The 12532-nt window shown below is 70.5% G+C and carries 9 protein-coding genes; 7 read left to right on the top strand and 2 right to left on the bottom strand.

Annotated features, from left to right (window positions below; all coding sequences use genetic code 11):
- Positions 1-31: 31 nt before the first annotated feature.
- The 6 genes from ACZ6MZ_RS07275 (at position 32) to ACZ6MZ_RS07300 (ending at position 7688) form a co-directional block, all read left to right on the top strand.
- Positions 32-1279: an ABC transporter substrate-binding protein gene (locus ACZ6MZ_RS07275; RefSeq protein WP_386878302.1), complete on the top strand. Its 1248-nt coding sequence runs from the start codon at positions 32-34 to the stop codon at positions 1277-1279.
- Positions 1280-1341: 62 nt separating this feature from the next.
- Complete coding sequence (locus tag ACZ6MZ_RS07280; RefSeq protein ID WP_384184769.1) at positions 1342-2508, top strand: ABC transporter ATP-binding protein; 1167 nt, start codon at positions 1342-1344, stop codon at positions 2506-2508.
- Positions 2505-3446, top strand: a complete 942-nt coding sequence (locus ACZ6MZ_RS07285; protein ID WP_389791305.1) for an ABC transporter permease — start codon at positions 2505-2507, stop codon at positions 3444-3446. The genes ACZ6MZ_RS07280 and ACZ6MZ_RS07285 overlap by 4 nt, the downstream gene beginning before the upstream one ends.
- Positions 3446-4252, top strand: a complete 807-nt coding sequence (locus tag ACZ6MZ_RS07290) for an ABC transporter permease (RefSeq protein ID WP_389791303.1) — start codon at positions 3446-3448, stop codon at positions 4250-4252. Before ACZ6MZ_RS07285 ends, ACZ6MZ_RS07290 begins: the two co-directional genes overlap by 1 nt.
- Before the next feature lie 25 nt (positions 4253-4277).
- Positions 4278-5696 (top strand): NAD(P)/FAD-dependent oxidoreductase, encoded by a 1419-nt coding sequence (locus tag ACZ6MZ_RS07295; RefSeq protein ID WP_469350320.1) that lies wholly within the window; start codon positions 4278-4280, stop codon positions 5694-5696.
- A gap of 165 nt (positions 5697-5861) precedes the next feature.
- On the top strand, positions 5862-7688 hold the full coding sequence (locus tag ACZ6MZ_RS07300; protein ID WP_469350322.1) for a chitinase: 1827 nt from the start codon (positions 5862-5864) through the stop codon (positions 7686-7688).
- A 30-nt stretch (positions 7689-7718) separates the two neighbouring features.
- On the opposite strand, the gene ACZ6MZ_RS07305 is transcribed toward ACZ6MZ_RS07300, so the two are convergent.
- The gene (locus tag ACZ6MZ_RS07305; protein WP_469350324.1) at positions 7719-8552 is read right to left on the bottom strand and encodes a phosphatase PAP2 family protein; all 834 of its coding nucleotides are present in this window, start codon (positions 8550-8552) and stop codon (positions 7719-7721) included.
- Positions 8553-8711: 159 nt separating this feature from the next.
- On the bottom strand, positions 8712-10046 hold the full coding sequence (gene gabT / locus ACZ6MZ_RS07310; RefSeq protein ID WP_384184784.1) for a 4-aminobutyrate--2-oxoglutarate transaminase: 1335 nt from the start codon (positions 10044-10046) through the stop codon (positions 8712-8714).
- Positions 10047-10319: 273 nt separating this feature from the next.
- Between gabT and ACZ6MZ_RS07315 the strand changes: the two genes are divergently transcribed.
- Entirely contained in the window at positions 10320-12464 is a 2145-nt protein-coding gene (locus ACZ6MZ_RS07315) for a type IV secretory system conjugative DNA transfer family protein (protein WP_469350327.1), read from the top strand.
- Positions 12465-12532 lie beyond the last annotated feature (68 nt).

Genomic DNA, 12532 nt, shown 5'->3' on the forward strand with positions numbered 1-12532 from the left:
CATCGACCACCCTCCCGAAAGGGCACAGCGCATGGAGCAGTACGAGCCCGACCGTCTCTCCGCGGCCCAACTGGCCGCGATGCGGCGCAGCATGACCAGCGGCAGGGGAGCCCTCACCCGCCGCTCGATGCTGCGTGCCACCGGCGTCGGCGCGCTCACGATCGGCGGTCTCGCCGGACTGAGCGCCTGCGGCATCCCGCCCGCGAAGCGGGAGGCCAACGGCCCCGCGTCCACCGACCACTCGGCCGAGGAGAAGCGGGTCGTCTTCTCCAACTGGACCGAGTACATGGACGTCAGCGAGGACGAGAAGCAGTACCCGACCCTGGAGGCGTTCACCAAGCGCACCGGGATCCAGGTCAAGTACACGGCGGACATCAACGACAACGTCGAGTTCTTCGGCAAGATCCAGCCGCAGCTGGCGGCCGGGCAGGACACCGGACGCGACCTCATATGCGTCACCGACTGGCTCGCCGCCCGCATCATCAGGCTCGGCTGGGCGCAGAAGCTCGACCCGTCCAACCTGCCGCACGCCTTCGCGAACCTCTCGGAGCAGTTCCGCTCGCCCGACTGGGATCCGGGCCGCGCCCACAGCTACCCCTGGACCGGCATCCCCACCGTCATCGCCTACAACGCCAAGGCGACCGGCGGCCGCACCATCGACTCCGTCTCCCAGCTGCTGGACGACCCGAAGCTCAAGGGGCGCGTCGCCTTCCTCTCCGAGATGCGCGACAGCATCGGGATGACCCTCCTCGACCAGGGCAAGGACCCGGGGTCGTTCACCGACGACGACTTCGACGCCGCCATCGCCCGGCTCCAGAAGGCAGTCGACAAGAACCAGATCCGCCGCTTCACCGGCAACGACTACACCGCGGACCTCGACAAGGGCGACATCGCGGCCTGTGTCGCCTGGGCCGGTGACATCGTCCAGCTCCAGAGCGACAACCCGGACATCAAGTTCGCCATCCCCGAAACCGGCTACATCATCTCCAGCGACAATCTCCTGGTCCCGGCCAAGGCACGGCACAAGACCAACGCCGAGAAGCTCATCGACCACTACTACCAGCCGCCGGTCGCCGCCCAGCTCGCCGCGTACATCAACTACGTCTGCCCGGTCGACGGGGTACGCGCCGAACTCACGAAGATCGACAAGTCGATGGCCGACAACACGCTGATCCTCCCGGACGCGGCGATGGCCTCCTCCTCGCACGCCTTCCGCTCCCTCAGCAGCAAGGAAGAGACCGCGTACGAGGAGAAGTTCGCCCAGCTCATCGGTGCCTAGGGGCGTGTCCCGCTAGCCGCCCACGCCCGCCCACCTCCCTCAAGCCCCCGGGACCGTTACCCATGACAGAGACTGCATCCACCAGCCGGGGCGGCGACGACGTCCGCCTCACCGGGATCAGCAAGACGTACGGCTCCTTCCAGGCCGTACACCCGCTCGATCTCACCGTGCCGCAGGGCTCCTTCTTCGCTCTCCTCGGCGCGTCGGGCTGCGGCAAGACCACCACCCTGCGGATGATCGCCGGCCTGGAGGACCCGACCACCGGCACGGTCTTCCTCGGCGACAAGGACGTCACCGACCTGCCCTCGTACAAGCGCCCGGTCAACACCGTCTTCCAGAGCTACGCGCTCTTCCCGCACCTCGACATCTACGAGAACGTCGCCTTCGGCCTGCGCCGCCGCGGCATCAAGTCCATACGCAAGCAGGTCGGCGACATGCTCGACCTCGTCCAGCTCGGCGACTTCGCCAAGCGCAAGCCGCACCAGCTCTCCGGCGGCCAGCAGCAGCGTGTCGCCGTCGCCCGCGCGCTGATCAACCACCCGAAGGTGCTGCTGCTCGACGAGCCTCTCGGCGCCCTCGACCTCAAGCTGCGCCGCCAGATGCAGCTGGAGCTCAAGCGGATCCAGACCGAGGTCGGCATCACGTTCATCCACGTCACCCACGACCAGGAGGAGGCCATGACGATGGCCGACACCGTCGCGGTGATGAACGCGGGCCGGGTCGAGCAGCTGGGCAGCCCCGCCGATCTCTACGAGAACCCGGGCACCACCTTTGTCGCCAACTTCCTCGGCACCTCCAACCTCATCGAGGCCGAGGTCGCCGAGATCCACGGCGGCGACGTCGTGGTGACCGCGGGCGGCGCCAAGCTGCGGCTCCCCGCGGACCGCTGCTCCGCGCCGACGACGAGCGGCGGCAAGCTGCTCGTCGGCGTACGCCCGGAGAAGATCTCCCTGGCGCACGCGGACGACGCGGGCACGATCCCCGACGGCCGTAACCGCGTCACCGGCCGGATCGTCGACTCCAGCTTCATCGGCGTCTCGACGCAGTACGTGATCGACAGCCCGGTCTGTCCCGAGCTGGAGGTGTACGCGCAGAACATCGAGCGCGACGGACGCCTCGGCCCCGGCGCCGAGGTCGTGCTGCACTGGAACCCGGCGCACACCTTCGGCCTGGACGCCTCCCAGGACATCGACGCGGGCATCGAGACGGTGGACGAGGAGGCCTCGTGACCACCACGGAAGCTCCCCCCGCCGCTCCCACGCCGCCCGCCGCCGGGCCGGAACCCACCCTGCGCAAGCCCGCCACGCGCAAGCGGCTCGTCCCGTACTGGCTGCTGTTGCCCGGCATCCTCTGGCTGCTGGTCTTCTTCGCGCTGCCGATGGTCTACCAGGCCTCGACCTCCGTACAGACCGGCTCCCTGGAAGAGGGCTTCCAGGTCACCTGGCACTTCCAGACCTACTGGGACGCGCTCCAGGACTACTACCCGCAGTTCGTGCGCTCCCTGCTGTACGCGGGCACCGCCACGATCCTGTGTCTGCTCCTCGGCTACCCGCTCGCCTATCTCATCGCCTTCAAGGCCGGCCGCTGGCGCAATCTGCTGCTGGTCCTGGTCATCGCGCCGTTCTTCACCAGCTTCCTGATCCGTACGCTCGCCTGGAAGACGATCCTGGCGGACGGCGGCACGGTCGTCGGCGTACTGGACACCCTGCATGTCCTCGATGTGACCAGCTGGCTCGGCTGGACCGAGGGCAGCCGCGTCCTGGCCACCCCGATGGCGGTGGTCTGCGGTCTGACGTACAACTTCCTGCCCTTCATGATCCTGCCGCTCTACACCTCGCTGGAGCGCATCGACGGCCGGCTCCACGAGGCCGCCGGCGATCTCTACGCCCGGCCGTTCACCACCTTCCGCAAGGTGACCTTCCCGCTCTCCATGCCGGGGGTCGTCTCCGGCACGCTGCTCACCTTCATCCCGGCGAGCGGCGACTACGTCAACGCCGAACTGCTCGGCTCCACCGACACCAAGATGGTCGGCAGCGTCATCCAGACGCAGTTCCTGCGGGTCCTCGACTATCCGACGGCGGCCGCGCTCTCCTTCATCCTCATGGCGGTCGTCCTGTTCATGGTCACCGTCTATATCCGCCGAGCAGGGACGGAGGACCTGGTCTGATGGGCGTGACGCGTTGGATCCGGCGCAACCTGGTGGTCATCGCGGGCGTACTGACGCTCGGCTACATGATCGTGCCCAACCTCGTGGTGATGGTCTTCTCCTTCAACAAGCCGCAGGGCCGCTTCAACTACTCCTGGCAGCGCTTCTCACTGGACGCCTGGAAGGACCCCTGCGGAGTCGCCGACCTGTGCGGCTCGCTGACCCTCTCGCTCCAGATCGCCGCCTGGGCGACCCTCGGCTCCACCGTCCTCGGCACGATGATCGCGTTCGCGCTGGTCCGCTACCGCTTCCGGGCGCGCGGCGCGATCAACTCGCTGATCTTCCTGCCGATGGCGATGCCCGAGGTCGTGATGGCCGCCTCGCTGCTCACGCTCTTCCTCAACATGGGCGCGCAGCTGGGCTTCTGGACCGTCCTGATCGCCCACATCATGTTCTGCCTCAGCTTCGTGGTGACAGCCGTCAAGGCCCGGGTCATGTCCATGGACCCCCGGCTCGAAGAAGCGGCGCGTGATCTCTACGCCGGGCCCGTGCAGACGTTCGTACGGGTCACCCTGCCGATCGCCGCCCCCGGCATCGCGGCGGGCGCGCTGCTCGCCTTCGCGCTCTCGTTCGACGACTTCATCATCACCAATTTCAACGCCGGCTCGACCGTGACCTTCCCCATGTTCGTCTGGGGCTCCGCACAGCGCGGCACGCCGGTGCAGATCAATGTCATCGGCACCGCGATGTTCGTCGTCGCCGTGCTGCTGGTGGTCGCGGGCCAACTGGTCGGCAACCGGCGGAAGAAGACCGCCGCCACCCCCTGAGCAGGTCCCGAAGGAGTTGGAAGACATGGCCCCAGGTGCCATGCGAAGTACGGCCACGACATCACTCTCCGACGCACAGCCGGTCCCGTACTGGCTGGACGACCCCGGCAAACCCGGGGCGCTGCCCGCCCTCACCGGCGACGAACACTGCGACCTCCTCGTCGTCGGCGGCGGCTACAGCGGGCTGTGGACGGCGCTCCTCGCCAAGGAACGCGATCCGGAGCGGGATGTCGTCCTGATCGAGGGCCACGAGGTGGGCTGGGCCGCCTCGGGCCGGAACGGCGGCTTCTGCGCCGCCTCCCTCACCCACGGCTTCAGCAACGGCCTCGCCCGCTGGCCGGGTGAGCTGCGGACCCTGGAGGAGCTCGGCGAGCGCAATCTCGACGCCATCGAGGCGACGGTCGCCCGCTACGCGATCGACTGCGCCTTCGAGCGCACCGGCGAGATCGATGTCGCCACGGAGCCGTACCAGCTCGACGACCTCCAGGAGGCGTACGAGGAGGCGACGAGGCTCGGCTTCACCGGTCTGGAGCTGCTCGACCGGGACGCGGTCCGCGCCGAGGTCGACTCGCCCACGTTCCTGGGCGGGCTGTGGGACCGGCGCGGGGTCGCCATGCTGCATCCGGCCAAGCTCGCGTGGGGGCTCAAGCAGGCCTGCGCGGACCTCGGCGTACGCATCTACGAGAACACCCGCGGCCTGGAACTGACCAGGTCAGGCGCCGGGATGGCGGTACGCACCCCGTACGGCCGGGTCTTCGCCCGGCGGGTCGCGCTCGGCACCAATGTCTTCCCGTCCCTGGTCAGACGGGTGCGTCCGTACACCGTCCCGGTCTACGACTACGCGCTGATGACCGAGCCGCTGACGGCGGAGCAGCTGGGCGCGATCGGCTGGAAGAACCGTCAGGGTCTCGGGGACAGCGCCAATCAGTTCCACTACTTCCGGATCACCCCCGACCACCGCGTCCTGTGGGGCGGGTACGACGCGATCTACCCGTACGGCGGCCGGCTCAGCGCCGCTCTGGAGCACCGCCCGGAGACGTATCTCAAGCTCGCCTCCCACTTCTTCCGCTGCTTCCCGCAGCTGGAGGGCGTGCGCTTCAGTCATGCCTGGGGCGGTGCGATCGACACCTGTACCCGCTTCTCGGCCTTCTTCGGTACGGCGTACGCGGGCCGGGTCGCGTACGCCGCCGGGTACACCGGCCTCGGCGTCGGCGCGACCCGCTTCGGCGGGGACGTGATGCTCGACCTGCTGGCGGGGGAGCGGACCGCTCGTACGGAGCTGGAGATGGTCCGCAGCAAGCCGCTGCCGTTCCCGCCGGAGCCGGCCGCCTGGGCCGGGATCGGCCTCACCAAATGGTCGCTGGCCCGCGCCGATGCCCGGGGCGGAAGGCGCAACGCGTGGCTGCGGACCATGGACCGGCTGGGGCTCGGCTTCGACAGCTGACCGGGCGCCGGTACGGCCGTTCCGGGGCCGGGACAGGGAGCCGGACGGGGCCGGGGCGGGGAGCGGAACAGGCGCGGTGCCGCCAGAGGTATTGACCACACCAATTGGTCTGGACCATGCTGTGCGCGCCCCGCCCCGTCATCTTCCCCATGCCCGGAGGCAGTTGTGGAACGCTCCAGACGTCCTGCTCTGTACCCAAGACTGATCGCCACCCTCGCGGCCGCCGTACTCACCGCGGCCGGACTGGTCGTCTCCGCGCAGACGGCGCGGGCCGCCGACGCGGACATCGCCCGTAACGGAAACTTCGAGTCCGGCCTCAGCGGCTGGAGCTGTACGGCCGGCAGCGGCGCCCTCGTCAGCACGCCCGTGCACGGCGGCAGCGGCGCGCTCAAGGGAACCCCCGCAGGCAACGACAACGCCAAGTGCTCGCAGGCCGTCACGGTCGCGCCGAACTCCGCGTACACCCTGAGCGCCTGGGTCCGGGGCAGCTACGTCTACCTCGGCGCGTCCGGGACCGGCACCACCGACGTCTCGACCTGGACCCAGTCCGCGCCCGACTGGCAGAAGCTGACCACCAGCTTCCGCACCGGGCCGAGCACCACGTCCGTGACCGTGTACACCAACGGCTGGTACGGCACCCCGGCCTACTACGCCGACGATCTGACCCTCGTCGGCCCCGGCGGCGCGCCCGCACAGCCCCCGGCCGTCCCCTCCGGCCTCAAGGCGGGACAGGTCACCTCCTCCTCCGTCGGCCTTTCCTGGTCACCCGTCACGGGCGCCACCGGCTACACCGTCTACCGCGGCGGCAGCAAGGCCCTCGACGTCAGCGGCACCTCGGCGACCGTCTCCGGGCTCAGCCCCGCCACCGCCTACAGCTTCCAGGTCGCCGCGACCAACGCCGCAGGAGCGTCCGCCCTCTCACCCGCCGTCAACGCCACCACCTCCGCCTCGGGCGGCGGCGGCAGCGGAGGCGCGAACCTGCCCGCGCACGCCCTGGTCGGCTATCTGCACTCCAGCTTCGCCAACGGCTCCGGCTACACACGGATGGCGGACGTGCCCGCCTCGTGGGACGTCATCAACCTCGCCTTCGGCGAGCCCACGTCCGTCACCTCCGGCGACATCCGCTTCAGCCTCTGCCCGGCCGCCGAATGCCCGAACGTCGAATCCGCCGCCGAGTTCAAGGCGGCCATCAAGGCCAAGCAGGCCGCGGGCAAGAAGGTCCTGATCTCCATCGGCGGCGCGAACGGTCAGGTCCAGCTGGCCACCACCGCGGCCCGTGACACCTTCGTCTCCTCGGTCTCCAAGATCATCGACGAGTACGGTCTGAACGGCCTGGACATCGACTTCGAGGGCCACTCGCTGTCGCTGAACACCGGCGACACCGACTTCCGCAGCCCCACGACCCCGGTCATCGTCAACCTGATCTCCGCGATCAAGACTCTCAAGGCCAAGTACGGCGCGGACTTCGTCCTCACCATGGCCCCCGAGACCTTCTTCGTGCAGCTCGGCTACCAGTACTACGGCTCCGGCCCCTGGGGCGGCCAGGACCCGCGCGCCGGGGCGTACCTCCCGGTCATCCACGCCCTGCGCGACGACCTCACCCTGCTGCACGTCCAGGACTACAACTCGGGCTCGATCATGGGTCTGGACAACCAGTACCACTCGATGGGCGGCGCCGACTTCCACATTGCCATGACCGACATGCTGCTCACCGGCTTCCCGGTGGCCGGCGACACCACGAAGGTCTTCCCGGCGCTGCGGCCCGAGCAGGTCGCGATCGGCCTGCCGGCCTCCACGCAGGCGGGCAACGGCCACACCTCACCGGCCGAGGTCACCAAGGCGCTGAACTGCCTGACCAAGAAGACCGACTGCGGCTCCTACCAGACCCACGGCACCTGGCCCGCCCTGCGCGGACTGATGACCTGGTCGATTAACTGGGACCGCTTCAACCAGTGGGAGTTCCAGAAGAATTTCGACGCGTACTTCGGCTGAGACCGTCTGGTGCGGGTCCGCGCGAGCCGGTCAGTGTGGGGTGGGTCCGCGTGAGCCGGGTCCGCGTGAGCCGAGACCGGCGAGGACCCGCCCCAGGAGAATCAGCAGCATCCCGCACAGCAGCACACTGCCGAGGACGTCCAGCGGCCAGTGGTAGCCACGCAGCATGAGACCGGTGCCCGTCGCCAGGGTGAGCAGGACGGCGACGGGCACCGTCCTGCTCCGGCCCGCGTACGGGGCGAGGAGCAGGGCCGCGCCGCCGTACGCGACCATCGCCGTCGCCGTATGGCCGGACGGGTAGTAGCCGGTGGCGTCGGTGAGCGGGCCCGGCCTGGCGATCCACAGCTTGAGCGGCATGACCAGGGCGGGGACCGCGGCCATCGTGACCGCGACCGCCAGGGCCTGAGCGCGCCGCCCGCGCCGGAGCGCGTAGCCGATCGCGACAGCCAGCACGGGCAGGGCGACCGGCATACCGCCGAGGTCGGCGAGGACTTCCGTCAGCGGCCGGGGGCCCTGGCCGGCGAGCGCGAGACCGAGACGTTCATCGGCGGCGCGCAGCGGTCCGCCGGCGGCGGCCTGCCAGGTGACGAGCCCGAAGAGGAGCGCGCACAGCGCGAAGAGTCCGGAGAGTCCGGAGCGGAAAAAAGCCGGCCGCCCGGGAACAGGGGGGGTAGTTCCAGGGCGGCCGTCAGGACCGGTGTGCCGCACGCCCCGGGGGGTTTGGGGCGGGCGGCCGTCCGATCCGTGAGGAGTTCCAGAGCCTGAAGCTCCAGTGGTGTGCGCGAAGGCACGGCCAAAGCGGCGCTGGGGACGCTCCGCTCCGGCGTCGCTCGCAGTCCCCTGCGAGCGGGGTGTTTCTCTCATCTGCCGAAACCGTACGTCAGGGCCGCGAGGACCGACAGCCGGAATCCGATCCCGCCATCGGCCCCCCACAGCTTCTTCACAGGCCCCGACCGCTGATCCGGCGGATGGCCAGGTCGGAGCGGCTGTCCGGCCGCTCAGGCAACCGTTCGAGAGGGCTGTTCAGAGGGTGGCGAACGCCTGCTCGATGATGTCCAGGCCCTCGTTCAGCAGGTCCTCGCCGATCACCAGCGGCGGCAGGAAGCGCAGCACATTGCCGTACGTACCGGTGGTGAGGACGAGCAGCCCCTCCGTGTGGCAGGCCTTGGCGAGCGCGGCGGTCGCCTCCGGGTTCGGCTCCTTGGTGTCCCGGTCCTTGACCAGCTCGATGGCGATCATCGCGCCGCGGCCGCGGACGTCGCCGACGATGTCGTACTTCTCCTGCAGCGCGGCGAGCCGGCCCTTCATGACCTCCTCGATGCGCCTGGCCTTCGAGACGAGGTCCAGCTCCTTCATCGTCTCGATGGCGCCCAGCGCGGCGGCGCAGGCCACCGGGTTGCCGCCGTACGTACCGCCGAGGCCGCCCGAGTGCGCGGCGTCCATGATCTCGGCGCGGCCGGTCACGGCGGCGAGCGGCAGGCCGCCCGCGATGCCCTTCGCGGTGGTGATCAGGTCGGGGACGACCCCCTCGTCCTCGCAGGCGAACCACTGGCCGGTGCGGCAGAAGCCGGACTGGATCTCGTCGGCGACGAAGACGATCCCGTTGTCCTTGGCGAACTTCGCGAGCGCCGGGAGGAAGCCCTTGGCCGGCTCGATGAAGCCGCCCTCGCCGAGCAGCGGCTCGATGATGATCGCGGCGACGTTGTCCGCGCCGATCTGCTTGTTGATCTGGTCGATGGCCTGGGCGGACGCCTCGGGGCCGCAGTTCTCGGGACCGGTCGGCCAGCGGTAGCCGTAGGCGACCGGCACCCGGTAGATCTCCGGGGCGAACGGTCCGAAGCCGTTCTTGTACGGCATGTTCTTCGAGGTCAGCGCCATGGTGAGGTTCGTACGGCCGTGATAGCCGTGGTCGAACACGACGACCGCCTGGCGCTTGGTGTACGACCGCGCGATCTTCACGGCGTTCTCGACGGCCTCGGCGCCCGAGTTGAACAGCGCGGACTTCTTGGCGTGGTCGCCGGGGGTCAGCTCGGCGAGCCGCTCACAGACCTCGACGTACCCCTCGTACGGCGTGACCATGAAACAGGTGTGGGTGAAGTCCGCGAGCTGGGCGGAGGCACGGCGTACGACGGCCTCGGCGCTGTTGCCGACCGAGGTCACGGCGATTCCGGAACCGAAGTCGATCAGCCGGTTGCCGTCCACGTCCTCCAGCACGCCGCCGCCGGCGCGGGCCGCGAAGACAGGCATTACGGACCCCACGCCACCGGCGACCGCGGCGGTACGGCGGGCCTGCAACTCCTGCGACTTCGGACCGGGGATGGCGGTGACGAGGCGGCGCTCCTGCGGGATAGCGGTCATGAGGGGCTCCTGGGGGTGTTTCCGGGTCTTTCTTCGCAGGCTAGGGGTGGGGAAGGGGAGCGGGCATGCGCCGTTCGGGAGTAGTGGGGGTGTGTCGTTGTCCGTGGCGGCCATACGGGGGGCGGTCGTGGGCCGCCCGGTGCGCCGGGAGGGGTGGGCAACGCCCCTGCCCGCGCGGGACGGTGAACTGCCCGCCAATGTATGGCCGTGGCAATACATTGGCGTGAGACAGGACGGCTTGCGCAGGACGGCTTGCACAGGGGGCAGAGGTTCATGGACACCGGCGGCACACACGACTCGCGGGGAACACGCGCCAACCCTGTGCCGCGCCCGGCGGGCCCGCCGCCGCCCATGCCGACCTCGGCGCCGCCGTTGCCGTCCTCGGCGCCACCGTCCGGACCGGGCGGTCTGCCGCCCGCGCCCGGGCACGCGCCCTCCACCGGACCGACGCTGCGGGACTGGCTGCGGGTGCCGCGGCTCGCCGACGCGCCCGGGATCTGGGCGTACGGGCACACGGCGCGGCCCCCGGAGGAACCGGAGCGCACCCCGGTGCGGCAGCTGGTCAGCGGGGCGCTGATCTCGCTCCTCGCCGGCCTGCTGCTCTGGTCGCTGCTGTGGAACGGCTATCTCGGCGGCTTCTGGCTCTGGCCGCTCTACATGTTCACGCCCGACTCCTGGCGCGGGACGATGGCCTCCGTCGTCGCGTCCTATGTGTGGTACGCGATGGTCGTGGGCGGGCTGCTGGTCGTCTTCGGACGGCTGGGCCGCTGGGCCGAGCTCGCCGGGCGGATGGTGAACCACCGGCCCGGAGGCGTACCGAAGGGGACGGTCCCGGGGCCCCCGGAGCCCGAGGACGATCTCGCCGAGTGGCCCGAGCTGCGGGCGGCGGGACAGGGCGAGATCGCGGCGCGGCTCGCTTCCGAGGTGCGGGACGGGCGGATGACCGACGTCGACTACGCCCGGATCCGCCGCGCCTGGCACTCCGTACGGGCCGATCCCTCGCGGCTGACGGCGTTCGCCGAGGCCGTGCGGGGAGGCGGCGCCGCGGCATGTCTGCACCCGTCGGGCAAGCGTGACCTGCCGGTCCGCGCGGCCCGGCACGACCTGCTCGTACGCCAGGTCAGGCTCGGCACGGTCCAGGACGGCGAGCGGAACCCGTACCCCCGGCGGGGCACCGGGCTCGCCCTCGATCCGGTCCTGCTGGGGACCTCGCTGCTGGCCGTGGGCCCGCCGGGGGCGGGCAAGACCCATGCCCTCGTACGGCCGGTCGTCGAGTCGCTCGCGCTCCAGGCGCTCGCCGGCCAGGCCGCCGTCATCGTCGTCTGCGCCACCGGCACCCAGCTGGGCCCCGACGACGCCTATGACGTCGTCGTCAGGATCGGCGATCCGGCATCGGTCTACGACCTCGATCTGTACGGGGGTACGAACGACCCGGACGAGGCCGCCGCCGTACTCGCCGAGGGCCTCGTCGGAGATCTCACGGACACCGACAGCAGGCGGGCCACCACCGCGCTCGCCCAGCTGCTCGGCCCGTTCCGCGCCGCGCACGGCAGGCTGCCCGGCGTACCGGAGCTGCGCGAGCTTCTCGACTCGGAGCCCACCGCGCTGGCCGCGCTGAGGGAGGCGCTCGACTCCGAAGGGCACCACGCCATGCGGCGTGAACTCGACGCCCGCGAACGCCAGTCGGGTGCGCCCGGCGACCCGGGCCGCGCCCTCGCCGACCGGGTCGCGCTGCTCGACCGGCCCGCCTTCGCGAGCTTCTTCGACACCAGCGGCAGGACCCGGCCGTTCTCGCCGCGCGCCCTGGAACACCCGCTGCGGGTCCGTATCGATCTGCCGGAGCGCGGGCATGCCGAGGCCTCGCGGCTGCTGGCCCGACTCGTCCTCGCCCAGTTCACGGCGAACGCGGCGGTGCGCGCGGACCGCTCGCTCTTCGCCTGCCTCGTGCTGGACGACGCGACCCGCACCCTGACCGCGGAGACCCTGCGCGGGGTGCAGCGGCTGCGGTCGGTCAACGCGGGCGCGGTGCTCACGCTCCGTACGCTCGACGACGTACCGGAGGCGCTGCACACCGCGCTGCTCGGGGCGGTCGGCTGCCGGATGGCCTTCTCCGGGATCACGACCTGGGACGGCAAGCGTTTCGCGGAGGCGTGGGGCACGGAGTGGGTGGAGACCCGGGATGTCACCCAGCGCACGGTCTTCGCCGACCAGCCGCTGACCCGGGCCATTCACGCGTTCCGGAAGCTGGTCACCGGCAAGGCCGTGACGACGGACGCGGTGACCGTACGGAAGGTCGAGCGCGAGCGCTGGTCGGCGTCCGAGCTGGCGCACTCGGTGCCGGCCGGGCACGCGGTGCTGTCCCTGCGGACGGTGGGCGGCGAGCACGCGCCGCCGCTGCTGGTGGATCTGCGGAACTGAGGGGGCCGTTCGACCGCTCGGACCGCTCGCCCGGTCCTACAAGCTTGCGGACGCGCTCGCCCGGTCGT

It is taken from the genome of Streptomyces sp. NPDC042201, from assembly GCF_055582185.1.

What these genes read in the sequence shown, in the direction of transcription:
- ACZ6MZ_RS07275 (WP_386878302.1), top strand. Translation starts at nt 32, where the DNA reads ATGGAGCAGTACGAGCCCGACCGTCTCTCCGCGGCCCAACTGGCCGCG.
- ACZ6MZ_RS07280 (WP_384184769.1), top strand. Translation starts at nt 1,342, where the DNA reads ATGACAGAGACTGCATCCACCAGCCGGGGCGGCGACGACGTCCGCCTC.
- ACZ6MZ_RS07290 (WP_389791303.1), top strand. Translation starts at nt 3,446, where the DNA reads ATGGGCGTGACGCGTTGGATCCGGCGCAACCTGGTGGTCATCGCGGGC.
- ACZ6MZ_RS07295 (WP_469350320.1), top strand. Translation starts at nt 4,278, where the DNA reads ATGGCCCCAGGTGCCATGCGAAGTACGGCCACGACATCACTCTCCGAC.
- ACZ6MZ_RS07305 (WP_469350324.1), bottom strand. Translation starts at nt 8,552, where the DNA reads ATGAGAGAAACACCCCGCTCGCAGGGGACTGCGAGCGACGCCGGAGCG.
- gabT (WP_384184784.1), bottom strand. Translation starts at nt 10,046, where the DNA reads ATGACCGCTATCCCGCAGGAGCGCCGCCTCGTCACCGCCATCCCCGGT.
- ACZ6MZ_RS07315 (WP_469350327.1), top strand. Translation starts at nt 10,320, where the DNA reads ATGGACACCGGCGGCACACACGACTCGCGGGGAACACGCGCCAACCCT.